Annotated in this window: 16 protein-coding genes and 1 tRNA gene; 4 read left to right on the top strand and 13 right to left on the bottom strand. The window is 42.4% G+C overall.

Annotated elements, in window-relative coordinates:
- Nucleotides 1-64: 64 nt before the first annotated feature.
- The 4 genes from AB9H30_RS10105 to AB9H30_RS10090 form a co-directional block, all read right to left on the bottom strand.
- Nucleotides 65-547, bottom strand: coding sequence for a group I intron-associated PD-(D/E)XK endonuclease (locus AB9H30_RS10105; protein ID WP_371194547.1), 483 nt, complete (start codon nt 545-547; stop codon nt 65-67).
- A gap of 284 nt (nt 548-831) precedes the next feature.
- Nucleotides 832-1,578, bottom strand: a complete 747-nt coding sequence (locus tag AB9H30_RS10100; protein ID WP_371194546.1) for a DNA-binding protein — start codon at nt 1,576-1,578, stop codon at nt 832-834.
- A 666-nt stretch (nt 1,579-2,244) separates the two neighbouring features.
- Nucleotides 2,245-2,321: transfer RNA gene (locus AB9H30_RS10095), tRNA-Val, on the bottom strand.
- Between the two features lie 101 nt (nt 2,322-2,422).
- Nucleotides 2,423-3,490, bottom strand: a complete 1,068-nt coding sequence (locus tag AB9H30_RS10090) for a patatin-like phospholipase family protein (RefSeq protein ID WP_371194545.1) — start codon at nt 3,488-3,490, stop codon at nt 2,423-2,425.
- 200 nt (nt 3,491-3,690) lie between these two features.
- Between AB9H30_RS10090 and AB9H30_RS10085 the strand changes: the two genes are divergently transcribed.
- From AB9H30_RS10085 to AB9H30_RS10070, 4 genes are all read left to right on the top strand, one after another.
- Entirely contained in the window at nt 3,691-4,074 is a 384-nt protein-coding gene (locus AB9H30_RS10085; RefSeq protein WP_371194544.1) for an ACT domain-containing protein, read from the top strand.
- A gap of 37 nt (nt 4,075-4,111) precedes the next feature.
- Nucleotides 4,112-4,462, top strand: a complete 351-nt coding sequence (locus AB9H30_RS10080; protein WP_371194543.1) for an ArsC family reductase — start codon at nt 4,112-4,114, stop codon at nt 4,460-4,462.
- A 66-nt stretch (nt 4,463-4,528) separates the two neighbouring features.
- Nucleotides 4,529-5,209 (top strand): M15 family metallopeptidase, encoded by a 681-nt coding sequence (locus AB9H30_RS10075; protein WP_371194542.1) that lies wholly within the window; start codon nt 4,529-4,531, stop codon nt 5,207-5,209.
- Nucleotides 5,206-5,373 carry a DUF2897 family protein gene (locus AB9H30_RS10070; protein WP_371194541.1) on the top strand — a complete coding sequence of 56 codons (168 nt, stop codon included), beginning with the start codon at nt 5,206-5,208 and terminating at the stop codon, nt 5,371-5,373. The genes AB9H30_RS10075 and AB9H30_RS10070 overlap by 4 nt, the downstream gene beginning before the upstream one ends.
- Before the next feature lie 62 nt (nt 5,374-5,435).
- Here AB9H30_RS10070 and AB9H30_RS10065 read toward each other — a convergent pair whose 3' ends face one another.
- From AB9H30_RS10065 to AB9H30_RS10025, 9 genes are all read right to left on the bottom strand, one after another.
- Nucleotides 5,436-5,864: a group 1 truncated hemoglobin gene (locus AB9H30_RS10065; protein WP_371194540.1), complete on the bottom strand. Its 429-nt coding sequence runs from the start codon at nt 5,862-5,864 to the stop codon at nt 5,436-5,438.
- On the bottom strand, nt 5,864-6,652 hold the full coding sequence (locus AB9H30_RS10060; protein WP_371194621.1) for a DUF3034 family protein: 789 nt from the start codon (nt 6,650-6,652) through the stop codon (nt 5,864-5,866). Before AB9H30_RS10060 ends, AB9H30_RS10065 begins: the two co-directional genes overlap by 1 nt.
- Nucleotides 6,653-6,699: 47 nt before the next feature.
- On the bottom strand, nt 6,700-9,039 hold the full coding sequence (locus AB9H30_RS10055; RefSeq protein ID WP_371194539.1) for an EAL domain-containing protein: 2,340 nt from the start codon (nt 9,037-9,039) through the stop codon (nt 6,700-6,702).
- Complete coding sequence (locus AB9H30_RS10050; protein WP_371194538.1) at nt 9,039-9,692, bottom strand: methylamine utilization protein; 654 nt, start codon at nt 9,690-9,692, stop codon at nt 9,039-9,041. The genes AB9H30_RS10055 and AB9H30_RS10050 overlap by 1 nt, the downstream gene beginning before the upstream one ends.
- Nucleotides 9,693-9,796: 104 nt before the next feature.
- Nucleotides 9,797-10,723: a dienelactone hydrolase family protein gene (locus AB9H30_RS10045; protein ID WP_371194537.1), complete on the bottom strand. Its 927-nt coding sequence runs from the start codon at nt 10,721-10,723 to the stop codon at nt 9,797-9,799.
- A 39-nt stretch (nt 10,724-10,762) separates the two neighbouring features.
- A complete protein-coding gene (locus AB9H30_RS10040) occupies nt 10,763-11,083 on the bottom strand; it encodes a heavy metal-binding domain-containing protein (RefSeq protein WP_371194536.1) in 321 nt (106 codons plus the stop codon).
- Between the two features lie 32 nt (nt 11,084-11,115).
- A complete protein-coding gene (locus AB9H30_RS10035) occupies nt 11,116-11,544 on the bottom strand; it encodes an HIT domain-containing protein (RefSeq protein WP_371194535.1) in 429 nt (142 codons plus the stop codon).
- Nucleotides 11,534-12,532: a succinylglutamate desuccinylase gene (gene astE, locus AB9H30_RS10030; RefSeq protein ID WP_371194534.1), complete on the bottom strand. Its 999-nt coding sequence runs from the start codon at nt 12,530-12,532 to the stop codon at nt 11,534-11,536. Before astE ends, AB9H30_RS10035 begins: the two co-directional genes overlap by 11 nt.
- Before the next feature lie 44 nt (nt 12,533-12,576).
- Complete coding sequence (locus tag AB9H30_RS10025) at nt 12,577-13,893, bottom strand: putative bifunctional diguanylate cyclase/phosphodiesterase (protein WP_371194533.1); 1,317 nt, start codon at nt 13,891-13,893, stop codon at nt 12,577-12,579.
- Nucleotides 13,894-14,038: the final 145 nt, after the last annotated feature.

Genomic DNA, 14,038 nt, shown 5'->3' with positions numbered 1-14,038 from the left:
CTCTTCCGCTCATTCATCAATGTTCATCATCGAATGATGAACGATTTGTTTTTGCGTTAAAAATCTAAATCGACGTAAAAGCTTTAACGAAATTTTTCTGATGTTGGTGGAACCTCAAATGCCCAAGTGCGTTTAGCCGTTTCTTACTTTGATTGAACGGCGGAGTAATATAACCCCAGTTCGCTACCCTCGAAAAATAGATAACATAATCGATGTTGGCTTCGCCCCATTTGTTTTCAACGACAACATTTTCATCGTGGGAATCTATCGTTTTAACCTGAATGCGATAAAACCTATCGCCATCTGAGACGACAAAATCCGTTTTAAGGCCGTGGTCTATCATCGGCATAAAGACATCCCAGCCATCATTTAATAGCCAGCTTGCCGCTAGGGTTTCGTAAGATAGGTTTTTATAGTGCTTAAGTGATTCAGTTTTGGGGCATGAGTTTTTTACAGGCATCGTATATCCAATAAATAATTGATGTCGCATGCCAGACTTATGGCCTTCTGTTTGCGAGCCGAGTAGCCGATACGGGTCTACTCCCAATTAATTATCACCATACAATCGTAACGAGTGTATCTAATAGAAAAGGCTGCCAGCCCTGCACTCTCTTTTACCGAGTCTTGTGCGTTAATTCTACTATCAGACATTTCCTGCCTGTGATAAAGCTTACGAATAAATTATCAAAAGAAACCAAAATGTACAAGTCATTATTGCACATAAGAGTGCGAGCAGCTTTTGCAGCCAACGCTACTTCTGCCCATTACCCATTTATAGGCCATTAACTAAAAGACTGCGAGCCGATGGAGCCGCAAGCTCTTTCAACCACATTATTGCAAACTCGCAATTAACTTTTCATTACCATCGACCTTCTCTTCGAGGCGAGCCACCTTTATAGACAGCTCCACTCTCTCTCGTTGAAGTTCTTTATTGATATCAGCGTACTCACAATTTTTCGCCTTGATCTCAAGTATGTAGTCCTGATTCCCTTCAACCTTCAGCTCAGCTTTTGCAAGTTCAGTATGTAGAGTGCGATTTTCATTCGTTACTCTTGTGTTCTCCTCGCAAGCTCGTCCAAGTTGTTCTCTTAACTCATTAACTTTTGTCTCTGTTGCGATAGCTTCTTTTTCAAGCTTGACCTCGTAGCTCTTGGCTTGAATTTCTTGCTCAGCTCTCAATTGCTCGAGCTCTTTATCTTGTTTTTCGATATGTAGCAATTTTTCTTGCAGTCTCTTTTCAAGCTTATCAAGCTCGCTAATAGCTATGTCTTTCATATTCCGAGCTTCAGACTCTTGCTCTTTTGCGTGTTGTTCAATCTGAAGTCTAAAGCGGCTAACTTCTTTCATGAAAGACTGAGTAAATTCCGATGAAAATCCAAGTTCATCAAAAAGGCGTTGTTCTTTCTCGGCGACTAACTCTTTCCAGTTCTGTATGTATTTAAGAATGCTAGACGTGCTGTTAAGCTCATTTACCATTTTTAACACCGTTCGAGTGGTCGGCTTAACTCCCTTACTGTATAGGTCATCACAAATAGCATTGACCTTACTTTGTATTTTTTTACCTTGTGTATCATCCATAAATCACCCTAAACAAAAATTACATACTATTTCCATCGAACGAACACCTTTTGCTATCGAACAGTGTTCGGCTGCCCCTGAAATTTTAAACCATGCAGCCATTTAGGAGTTCGACTTTTCATCTGAGAACCATTTTTCTCATGAATGCGATACAAAGAAACTTAAATAGCGCCCCTTTGCCAATATATTGTTCCGCTACAAAAGCTTTCAAACAATCAGTCACAAGGAATATTATGCTGCAATTTTTGATAAAGAATAAAAATAGTTGAACAAATACAAACCGCACTCTTATAAATGTTATGAGAGCATTATTAATACTTAATAGAATACCTGTGATGTGTCTTGAGCATTTCGTTTGTGACTGCTTTGCCCTAATGCTTGTTTGCGCATAAGGTACTTATCATATTACAGCTCGAAAAGAAGTCTTATTAAGCTGGGCGGTAAGATTACGCAAGATATGTTGTTGGCGCATTGCAGAACGCCTTTTTAGATTACTGAAATATTATTTGATTTAATAATCACGCTACCGTAAAGCAGAAGGAGTGATATAATATATTGGTAAGTGTTAAACTTGGTAAAAACCTTCTAAAGTTTGCAGATGGTTTGCATGGTCATTTTTTGAGGTTTTGAAAAAAGACTATATTTTCCTGCAGCCCTTTATATACGTGGTACGACTAGGCAGACTCGAACTGCCGACCTCTACCATGTCAAGGTAGCGCTCTAACCAACTGAGCTATAGTCGTATTTTTTAAACCGTTGGTGATTTGCAAAGCTAAGCGGCTTATTTACCAACGGCGCGTATGATAGCCATGCCATATCAATTTCGCAAGCGCTTTTTAGCGGTTTAGCGCTTGAGTTGTATTGGCTGTACAAATTTTGATGGTTCTGGGCTGTTTACCCATTCTAAAAAGGCATCGCCAAGCGCATGAGACTGCGCCATCACCTTATGCCAATATGGGATCCTTTCTTGTGCATTCATGCTTTCAAAGTCTTTTCGGTCAGGTATTTTCGCATAGGGCAAACTGGCAATAAATTCATCACTTGGTGTGACCATGACTACGTTGTCGTAGCTTGATGGGTGACACTGACGATTTTTCAGCGCTTTATCAAACCAGCCCGGGATAGGCGTTTTGCTAAAATGCGGATATAGCACCAAGCCGGTTGTTTTTATGTGCATATCAAAATGATAGTCGATAATGCCGCCGTCACGATACATTCCCTTACCTGCGCCGGGTATGTCTGGCACGCCCTGAATAACCATGGGTATTGAACCTGTCGCCATCAGTGCCATAAGCATATTTTCTTGGTTTAGCTGCACGTGCTTAGTCTTCAATTCAACTTGCTCCGAAAAACCAAACAAGCTTTCAGTGTTTGAAAACACTACCCTTGTGAAGCTTTTTTGTAGCTTGGCTCTACCAATAGCATTTCGGGCAGCCGCTAGACCCAGCGCCGGGCCCTGCTGCCACCGCACTTCCCTGGCAGCCATGCCGTGACTCTTGGCAACTACAATATGTAATCGCTTGCTTGGATGATTGAGCACCTCTACGACGCCTTGTTCACCCATCATATTATCCAAAAGCGCTACGCCCTTTTCGGTAATTTCTTGCACAGTGGGTTTATCTGAATACACAGTATTGCTGTAGCGGTCAGCCAAGCGTTCAATTGCGGCTTTAGTATCATTGTGGGCAAAGCAAGCGGCGCGAAAAGCACCAATAGACGACCCGATAATATCTACTGGCCGTTCAGACAAATCCATAAACTCACTAAACAGCACTTTATCTAAGCCATACAATACAAACCATTTAGGGCCACCAGAAGCACCTAAGACAGCAGAAAACATGTCTGGGCTAACACCTTTTTGCTGTATGGTTTGAAGAGCTGATTCTCCTGCGTAGATTGAAAGTGGCTGCATTGTTTGTCCTTTTTCTTTTAGTATGCAAACTAATGACTTAATTTAACAATAGTTTTTGATAATTGTGTAGAATAAATGATGCTTGTGTGTATTCTGAGCATACAATTTTTGCTATTGTTTTCATGGCGTTAATGCTTACATACAACGTACTACACAAGTTTATCCACAGTTATGGTGGATAACATTAATGAGGTGAACCCGTGCAAAAACAAACCTTACAAGTTCTCGCTGAAACTTTTGCGATCCACAGCTTAGATGTAGAACAAGCCATACCAGCGGTGGTATTGCAGTGCGATGTTTATTTTATTGGCAAAACTCACGACGAATTATCACTTGTTGTGCCCCAAAAACTCACCATTGATGCTGAAGAAACCGACTATGATTGGCGCGTAATGGAAATCCTTGGTCCGTTAAACCTATCTATGGTTGGTATCATGGCCGATATTGGCGGCGTATTAGCCAAAGAAAAAATCAGCATATTCGTAGTCTCAACCTTTGAGACTGACTATATCCTAGTGAAAGAAGACACACTGCAAGCCGCCGTAAAAGCCCTAAAGAAAGGCGGTTATAAATTTAACGCGTAGACGAGCTCGCATCCGGGAATAAATAAAAGAGAAGCAAATGACAATACTTTATGGAATTAGCAACTGCGATACGATAAAAAAAGCAAAGAAATGGCTAGAAGCGAACAATATTGACTATCAATTTCACGACTATAAAAAACAAGCGGTCAAAGCTGAATTTTTAGCGGATATGATTGCAAAACATGGTCTCGATACCGTGGTAAATAAACGCGGAACGACTTTTCGCCAGTTGCCCGAATCACAAAAAGATAACTTAAACGCTGACAATGCCGTTGCCCTCTTATGCGAAAACACGTCAATGATAAAACGGCCAATATTGAGCCACGCAGGTAACTCTTGGATTGGCTTTAAAGCAGATGAATATGCCGCGATTTTTAATATAAGCTAGGCTCAATTAATCAATTTGCCGAGGCGGAACGACGCACATTCAAGCGCATAAATCGGGGAGTTAAGTATGATAAGTAGCAAGCAAATCATGGGAGTAGACAGCACGCATATATGCGCGGTTAACGACACTCATTTTTTATTGCCAAGGGTGCGTGATGCTTTTTTAAATATGCAACAGGCCGCACAAGATCTCGACTTAGATTTACAAATTTGCAGTAGTTTTAGAGGCTTTGACAAACAGCTTTCTATATGGAACAGAAAGTGGATGGGGACATTACCCTTGTATACGCTTAACGGTGAGGCGCTTGATGCAAACACCCTCAGTGATGAAGAAAAAATTCATGCGATCATGTTGTGGTCCGCCCTACCCGGTGCAAGCAGACATCATTGGGGCACCGATTTTGATTTTTTTGATCAGGCGAATGTTATCAAACAAGGGCACACCTTCGAATTAGTGACACAAGAATACGAAAACAATGGGCCCTGCGCCAAACTAACACAATGGGTACATAAATATGCAGAGCACTTTGGGTTTTATCTTCCTTATGCACAATATAAGGGCGGAGTTGCGCGCGAGCCATGGCATCTCAGTCATCAAGAAACAGCTGAAAACATTCAAGCGCATTTCGATATAGCGGCATTGCATGAGCAACTTACACAGTCTGGTATTTTAGGTAAACAGGCGGTCTTAGCGGCGCTGCCTGAATTGGTAACGCGTTATACTTACAACAAAGGGATACAAAAATGAGCACAACGTGGTTGATTGTTATTGTTGCCCTTGTCTTTGGGATTATCATAGGCAATATTATGTTGCTTAAATACAGCACTAAATTCAATATTCCGAAAGACTTTAAAAAACGCCCTGATTCTGATTATGACGGAAAAGATACTGACGAAGACAGCTGGAAGTAGCTTGATTTAGAAAGACTGCTGACGTGACTGCTATAGGCGAACACGTCTTACTCTGCAGTGGGCTATTGGTAGATTATGTCAGCACGGGTTGGCGCCATCGTTGCAATCACTTTGTTTTGCAAGCGGTGAGGGATGTCTGCTTTGTCCATCGCATTAATGAATAAATCTACCCCCAAATTAAAATCATGCTCGGTAATCCCCATACCGCCATGCACCTGAACCATCGTATCCCCATTATATTCGCAAGGCCCCGCGGTTAGCATACAAAGATGTTCGATTAGTTTTTCTCGAAAACGATCCACATCTGTATTTTCAAAATAGGGAAATATTTCAGGGCTGAACTCAATTTCGGTAATGAAATTATCGACAACTTCCGCTACCTTTTCGGCACCGCCGATTTGCTCGTACACACTGATATCACTTTTGTTTGATGTCGACGAGCAGGCACAAAGGACACCTACACACAATATCGCCAGCGTTCTAAAAAGCATCACAAGCTCCCGTTTAATGATAAATACACACCTTGTTGATCAGGCGCTCCAGCAATACTGCCCAAATCCGCCCAGGCCAAAGTTAGGTTAAATGACTTTGATGGAATATAGCTCACAAATATATCTCGCCAATGTTCTTCGCCTAAACCCAAGTTGTTTGGTTTTTGTCTAAACTCCACCCCAACAGCTAAGTGTCGCGTAAAAAGAATACCTGCGGAAGCTTCGAGCACGACTTCATAGCGATCATTGTTTTGCCCGCCAAACCCAAGCAATCCCATTTGATTTGCTTTTGTCGCCCTTGCGGTAATATTCCAAACGGCGTTATAGCCAGCAACAGCCGCCAAATGTACTTTTGTTGCGGCAATATAGACGTCATTACCGCTACTGCTATTTTCGGCACCGAGTGCTGACGCAATCGCGCTGTCTTTGAGCCGCTTGTGCTGCCAACCAACGCTAAGCTGCGGCAGAGTACTGTAGACAACATCTCCATAAAGGCGGTATTTCACTGCCAACACTTGTTGTTCGATTTGCGCAGAAAGTGCAGGAACATCAAACAATTGTTGAGCAATAGATACTTCTAATCGATCATACAGAGAGATTGATGCTCCCAATACGCTCAAGCGAAAATCATCCAGCTCTACTCGCGTTGCTACCGCGTTAAATGATATTTCGTCTCTACTGTCATAACCTGAGAGAGTTGCCCAGGGCACTATTCCTCCACCGCCAGAGCCCTCAACCTGCATTAGGCCGGCGGTGCCTATTAATTTGCCTTGAGCAAACACCGGCATAGACAAGCTTAACAAAATGCAAAATAAAGCGGACTGAAGTAATCTTGTCATCGCGTATTCACTTTTGTGTTCACAACACGCTTATCAATCCACGCTAAAAACTCAGACAAAGGCACTGGCCGACAAATATAATATCCTTGTGCCCAATCACAGCCGAACTCTTCTAGTAGGCGGAGGGATTCTTTGTCTTCAATTCCTTCTGCAACTACTTTCATATTGAAACTTTTTGCTAAGGCAATAATACTTGTCACAATTTTTTGATCAGCTTCATTAGTCGCTAAATTGAGCACAAAGCTTTTATCAATTTTAATATCTGACACCGGCAATTTCTGCAAATACGCTAATGACGAATAGCCGGTGCCAAAATCATCAATCGCCAAATTAAAACCGGCATCTCGATACTCTTGCAAGTGCTGTGCGGCAGTCTTAGCATCGCTTACCAAATCACTTTCCGTCAACTCAAACGCAAGAGCCCTTACGGGCAAATTTTGTGTAGACAACTGCATTAAAATCCAAGGTAATAATTCTGGCTGCATAATATCTTTAGCCGACAAATTTATCGCAGCACATACCTTTTGCCCACGCTCGTGCATTTCTTTAACGTCTAAAATAACCCGTTTAATCACCCACTGCGTGACCTGATATATCAAATTTGCCTGTTCTGCAATTTCAATGAATTCGTCGGGGGGCACAAAGCCTAAGTCCTTACTATTCCATCGTATAAGCGCTTCGACTTTACTGACTTTGTTTTGACCGATATGAAGTTTTGGCTGATACACCATTGATAGCTCTGAATCAATATCTGACAGGGCTAGCTTCAAATGGCGAATAATGTCTAGACGTCTTGTATATGTATGCTCGTAATCCGCATTAAAATACAACAAGTCCTGACTGGTTTTGTCAGCTTGATCAAAGGTAATGTTTAAACGCCGAAACAAGCTCTCCGTTTTGTTTGCATCAGTTGGACAGCACAATGTCACGAATGTGAGCTTAACCTGAATACCTAAATTATTGATTGAAATCGTTTGCTCAAGCTGGAGTTGAATAGCTTTTAGCTCGTTTTCATTGCGTTTGTGTTCTGACGGGATCCATAAAAACTCATGACTTGAAATTCTAGCCCCCAAGCCTCCCAGCATGATTAGACACGCAGCTAATTCTTGTAAACACATATCAACGTTCTGATGACCAAAGGTATCGTTTAGCTGTCTAAAACCACGAATACTGATACCAACCACTTGAAAAGGCGAATTCGAATCAAATTTTGTGCTCAGTAAATCGCCTATGTGTGCAAGGTTGAAGAGCCCGGTTGTGATGTCATGTTCGGCCTGAAAGCGTATTTTATTTTCACGCTGCTGAATATTCGTCTGCATGGTTCTAAAAGAAGTTGTTAGCTGATTGACTTCGTGAATACCCTGCTTTGCCGCGCCGAGATCTTCATAAGCACCATTAGCTAATTTATGCGTAATTTCAACCAACTGGCTTAAGGGGCGTGTAATATTTTTGGCGAGCATCATGCCAAACACTAATGCTAATGCCAGCGAGCCTATTGCAATGGCAAAGATACTGCTTTGAAGTTGCTTAAACGTAGCGAAAATTACGTCCACATTCGCGCTTAATATGATCCTAATGGGCTCATAACTGGACTGTGTCAGCGCAAACTCTCTAGATACGAAAGTATTATCAGAAACCCCCATAGCGAGCCATGACAGGCCACCATCTAAGTCACCTATCGAGTAGTTTCGATTTACATCGGGCAATGTCGTTACGCTATAAACAGCACCACTCGGCTTGGTCAGCTGCATTGTCGTGTGCAGTTGAGTAATATCATCGAAGCTGCTTAATAGCCCTTTATCTACTTTAAAACCGACCAAAGCAATGGCAATTGGAGTCGGCGCATCAATCGTCAACAAAATAGTTTGATATAACTCACCTTGGATCACTGTCCAAAAAGTACTGCCGCCAAGGCTTAATACTTCTGCTAACTTTTCGTTTGAGATTAATGAGGCTACCGATGTTTCTGGCGCCATATTAATTGTGGTCGAAAGCAATGTACCCTGCAGACTCAATAGGGCCATAACATCAGCCTCAATGCGTGCCCCGTGATTGTTTAGAACGCTTTGGATAGTGGCCCTGTCGCGGGTCGCAACTGCCTGCTTAAACCCAAAGTCGGCTGTCAACACTTGCGCAGAATTAATAAGTTGCGATTCACGATTAGCAAACACCTGTTTTAGCACACCCTCGCCCACATTGAGAGTATCAAACACTTGGGTTTGCCCAGTCTTAGTGGTTGTTATCCAGACATTAACTAAAATCGCCACAGACGAAAATGCTAACACCCCAAGTACTAGCTTTAGGATGTGCAGTCTAAACGTTGAATAATTAGCCATTATTCGCTTTGCCCCGAAAGCGGGCGTTTAAAGCGACTTTTGAACTTATTATGTGATTTATCGGGCACCTTGGGAGAAATATCGACCAGCAACACGTAGTTGCCGTCTTCGTTCGTTTCATCCAATGAATATGAGAGTAACTCGCCTTTTGAACGCGCCAGTCTTGGATGCCACAGCGTTAAAGATTTTGGCTTTTCACCAACAAAAACAGCTTGGCCAGCTTGATTTGTTTTTACCGCGGTGCCGCTATTGTCGACATAGATAAAGCCGAGCATCTGATCATGGATATTGCATCCTAGTTCAACTACACCGGCTGTTTCCATGCTTATTGGCTTTGAATTTGTGCCTTTAAACAATTTTAACTCAAATACTTTGGGCTCACTGAAACTATAGACATGGTGTCGCGTGTCGTCGCTGTTTGGGAAACTTACTAACTGATGAGTATTAACGATCAGTACATGAGGTTTAAACTGCATGCCAACCTGATCCATTATTGCAATCGGTAGCTCTGCGTTTTGCTTTTGCGCATCTTCAACGACTGGTGCCGCGAGCACAGCATCAGGCACTGGCTTACCATCGTTATTCAAAACAATAACAGTAAAAGCCGCGTCAACTTGGAAAGAGAAGAGGCACAACAAAAACAAAAACCGCATACGCGCCTATAAATAAACATACCTTATTTATAGTAGTCGGTTAACTCAGCCTAAAACTTTAACAAAGAATCAATATAGTTTTTGTTGACGTCACTTGTTTGTCGTTATGCCTGTAAATGGCTTGCAAAAAAATCAAGCGTTCGCTGCCAAGAAAGTTCGGCATCCTCAGGGCTGTATCGGCTTGTTGAATCGTTATGAAAGCCATGTTGAGCGCCGGCATAAAAGTAGGCCTTATAGTCAGCATTGTTTGCCTTTAGAATCGCTTCATAGCCGGGCCAAGAGGCGTTTACACGCTGGTCTTGCTCCGCGAAGTGTATTAATAGCGGACCTGTTACATTTGCTTGCAGCGACTCTGAAGCCGGCGTTCCATAATACGGTACTGCCGCATCAATTTGTTCAGGCATACTTGCCGCGAGTAGATTGCTAATATATCCACCAAAACAAAAGCCTACAACACCGAGTTTGCTTGTGCTTTTTGAGTGTGCTTTTAACCAAGTAGCAGCAGCCATAAAATCTTGCTCAATCAAATCTCGTTGCATAGAGCGCTGCATGGTCCGACCATCATCATCATTACCTGGATAACCGCCCAAGGGATAGAGGGCGTCTGGCGCGAAAGCAATGTAGCCGGCTTTGGCCAGTCTGCGAGCAACATCTTTAATGTATGGATTGAGTCCTCGATTTTCATGCACCACTAATACCGTTGGCGCCTGAGAGTCTAAATTTTCTGGAACAACCAAGTATCCGTTTCCTTTTCCATGACCTTTTGGTGATTCAAAGGTCTGGTAAGTCGCTTTTATCGAAGGGTCATTAAATGACACTTGTTCCGCATTCGCGTAGTTTGGCAGCAACGCACTACTAATAACGCCTAATGATAAACCCGCCACCGATAATGACGCCAAGCGGGTCATAAATGTCCGTCGATTTATATCCCCGTGGGCATATTCATCGTACCAATCAAAAGCCTGTTGAGGAATTTGTATAGCGCTTGCTTGTTTTGTCTTGGTTTTCGCTGTTTCTGTTGGCTTATTCATTACAATTTCCTGTTGTTGATTGAGGCGTTTTGATAGTAACTAACTCAGTTTTACCGCTGTACCGCTTATACTAACCATTAGCATGCTGCCATTTTGGCCCACAACCTCATAGTCCAAATCCACACCGACCACCGCATCTGCGCCGAGCATATGTGCTTCCCTTTCAATTTCTTCGAAGGCAATTTGACGGGCTTTCGTTAGCTCTGCTTCATATGCGCCTGACCGACCGCCAACGATATCTCGAATAGAAGCGAATAAATCTTTAAAGACATTAGCACCCATAATCGCTTCGCCGATCACGACACCACAATATTGGGTAATATTTTTACCCTCGATGGAATTGGTTGTAGTAATAATCATATTAAATCCCTCTAGCATTCATTAATTTAAGTTTACATTAGCCGCTGCTTATCAATTTCAAGCGTCATCTGTTTTATCCGTCTCTCACACTCTGTAGGTGCATAAGCACGCATCTTAGCAAAACCCCAAACGGGCTTCGGCCAAGCTATATCGGTAGTAAAACGAGCAATGTGATGAACGTGCAGTTGCGCAACCATGTTGCCGATGCTCGCTACGTTTAGCTTAGCAGGCGTAAAGCAATTTTCTATCGCTAAACTCAATATTCTACTTTCTTTTGTAAGTAATTGATGCTGAGCCACGCTCAATTGATGTAATTCAGTTACATTATTTTGCTGTGGGATTAATAAAAACCAAGGGTAGTTATCGTCATTAATCATTCTTACCTGACACAGGTCTAAGCTGCAGACCAAAACGCTATCTTTGGCTAACTGCGGATGCAGATTAAACGATTCAAAGCTCACAGGGCACCACCGTTAACATGGCTCGCTGACCTATTGCCACATCTGCATTAGGGAATACGATTGCCTCGCCATCTACTTGCGCCCGGTATTCTTGACCTGACTCGCTGGCTAATAAGGTTCCTTTGGGAAAGTCCGTGAAATTCGCGGTATCGTCTGAAAAGTGTAAAGCAAAATCTTCATGGTGCTTATCCACCACTTGGTTGACTTCATAAAGTTGAAGGGGGCATTCATTATATGGGGTTAAATTTAGCACAGGCTCTTGAAGTAAGCGCCTAAACATATTGTCGGCGGATGCAAAGCGCGCCATGTCATTTTCGCCAAAGGGTTTAACCTTACCCAACTCTACCGTAAAAGTATGTGCATTGTGATAGCGCGATGAATAGTAGCTAAAAGTAGCGGTTGATGACTGCGACAGTAAGATCGTATTTACGCCGCAATCAGACATAAACTGCAGTTCTAACTTGCTGTATGGTAGACCGTGCAAATAAGGATAGACCGCAAACTTCTCATTTTTCGACGCGCGAATAGCGGTATGTAAATCATAGTGGTGACGCTCTCCTTTTGCATCAGCGAAAAAATCAGAAACCGCATGCATAAGGACTTTTGCTCGGGGCACTTCTGCACTCATGCCAGACACATCTGGCGCAAATAGTCGATTTAAGTTTTCTTCAATAAATCTCGTCTGCAGAGCAATAGCAGGTAAATTTCCGAAAATGAACATGACACGATGAGATACTAACAGAGAGCCGTCAGCGATATCGCTGATCATTTTATTACAGATTTCCATAGGTGCAGTTTCGTTACCGTGAACTCCACTAGACAAAACAATATGCCTTTGCTCTGGGCCTCGGTCAACAGGAGTGAATGTTACCACCCCGCTTACGTTAGATGTTACTGTAGTGTGCTCACCTAAGGTAAATGAAAATGGCGACCAATTGTTGGCATGCTCGATAGAATAAGAAAGAAAGTCGTTAAGAACAGTAGACACCCGATTTGCCTTTTAAAATTAAACCGAGCAGATGGTATCAAGCCCTACCCTGCATTTCGAGCAGAACCATTGACTATTTCAGAAAATTTATTTTCTTTTAGTAAATCAACAAACTGTGTCAAGGGAACCGCTTGCGAAAACAAAAAGCCTTGACCCTTTGTAATACCCATTGATTTTAATAAAGCAAGCTGCTGAGGGTTCTCAATACCCTCAGCGTATGTTTCACAACCCTTCGCGTCTGAAATAGTTTTGGTTGCTCTGACAATAGCAATATTCACCGGCGACTGTTCTAATTCTAAAACAAATGTTTTGTCGATTTTGATGGCTGACAGTTCTAAATCCCGAATAAAACTCAAGTTTGAATAGCCTTTACCAAAGTCATCCATTGAAATAGCAACGCCTAATTTCTTAAGCTCGTCAAGCTGGCGCTTTACTAACAGTGAGTTGCTCAGTGCGACGTCTTCGGTTAATTCTATCTCTATCATTTCTGGTGTTACACCATACTTTTCAAGAAGTTTGCAGATTTTTGGCAACATATTTGGATCGTAAAGCTGAGTAGGTGAAATGTTGACAGAGATCGGTATGCTGAAACCTTGGGAGATAATAGCGGCGGTTGCCTTAAACGCGCTTTCTAAGGTCCAGTATCCAAGTTCGTTCATCATGTTATAAGATTCAGCCGCTTGTAGTAATGTACCTGGAAACACAACGCCGTCTAATGGGTGATTCCAGCGCAATAGACATTCGCCACCAATAATTTCATAAGTGTTTAGGTCAACCTTAGGTTGAAAGTATAACTCAAGCTCTTCACTGTTTAGCGCTCGTTTAAGGTCAGCTTTTAACGCTAAACCTTTACCAGTGACTTCTTGACTGTCGTCAGTTAACACTGAAAAATTTACGTGACGATTTGCTTTTGATTTTTTCAAGGCATTTTCAGCCAACGAAATAACCGTGTTCGAATCAGTAGCTTTGTTTTTACGAATAGCGGCACCAACATTAAAGTCAGCGATAAACGCGGTATCGTTAACCATCAACGGAGCTTTAAAGTGAGAAATAAGGCGTTCGTTCTTTGCCCGCATGGAATCGGGGGTGAATGCATCTACAAACACTACTCCAAATATGTCGCCACTTAAACGTCCAATCGCGGTGGCATCATCAAAAATGCGACAGATTTGATTGGCAATTTGCAGCAGCACCAGATCGCCGGATTTATGATCGAATGCGGCTGATACATCAGAAAATCGCATCACGTCAAGGAGCATTAAACTGAAGCGTTCTTCTGTGCGCGCAATATCTTCGACGATCTCAATAAAGTGATATCGGTTAGGAATGTTATTTATGTGCTGATGCTGTTCTAGGGTCATAAGCTGAATGGGCGCCTTAAAAAGTGTCGCCGAAAAATCGATGTGCTATGCACAGAGCGCTACGTTAAACTATATATCGTTCTGCAACGCAATTTCTTTACAAAAAAACCAGCAAAAAGCTGGTTTTTATACTAAAGATAGGGGC

The sequence above is a fragment of the Glaciecola sp. SC05 genome (genome assembly GCF_041380235.1).
Classification (GTDB): Bacteria; Pseudomonadota; Gammaproteobacteria; order Enterobacterales; family Alteromonadaceae; genus Glaciecola.
This window is presented reverse-complemented; position numbering and strand designations above follow the sequence as displayed.

Coding starts and splice junctions, on each gene's coding strand:
- AB9H30_RS10100 (WP_371194546.1), bottom strand. CDS start 1,578: ATGGATGATACACAAGGTAAAAAAATACAAAGTAAGGTCAATGCTATT.
- AB9H30_RS10090 (WP_371194545.1), bottom strand. CDS start 3,490: ATGCAGCCACTTTCAATCTACGCAGGAGAATCAGCTCTTCAAACCATA.
- AB9H30_RS10080 (WP_371194543.1), top strand. CDS start 4,112: ATGACAATACTTTATGGAATTAGCAACTGCGATACGATAAAAAAAGCA.
- AB9H30_RS10075 (WP_371194542.1), top strand. CDS start 4,529: ATGATAAGTAGCAAGCAAATCATGGGAGTAGACAGCACGCATATATGC.
- AB9H30_RS10070 (WP_371194541.1), top strand. CDS start 5,206: ATGAGCACAACGTGGTTGATTGTTATTGTTGCCCTTGTCTTTGGGATT.
- AB9H30_RS10065 (WP_371194540.1), bottom strand. CDS start 5,864: ATGCTTTTTAGAACGCTGGCGATATTGTGTGTAGGTGTCCTTTGTGCC.
- AB9H30_RS10060 (WP_371194621.1), bottom strand. CDS start 6,652: ATGCCGGTGTTTGCTCAAGGCAAATTAATAGGCACCGCCGGCCTAATG.
- AB9H30_RS10055 (WP_371194539.1), bottom strand. CDS start 9,039: ATGGCTAATTATTCAACGTTTAGACTGCACATCCTAAAGCTAGTACTT.
- AB9H30_RS10050 (WP_371194538.1), bottom strand. CDS start 9,692: ATGCGGTTTTTGTTTTTGTTGTGCCTCTTCTCTTTCCAAGTTGACGCG.
- AB9H30_RS10045 (WP_371194537.1), bottom strand. CDS start 10,723: ATGAATAAGCCAACAGAAACAGCGAAAACCAAGACAAAACAAGCAAGC.
- AB9H30_RS10040 (WP_371194536.1), bottom strand. CDS start 11,083: ATGATTATTACTACAACCAATTCCATCGAGGGTAAAAATATTACCCAA.
- AB9H30_RS10025 (WP_371194533.1), bottom strand. CDS start 13,893: ATGACCCTAGAACAGCATCAGCACATAAATAACATTCCTAACCGATAT.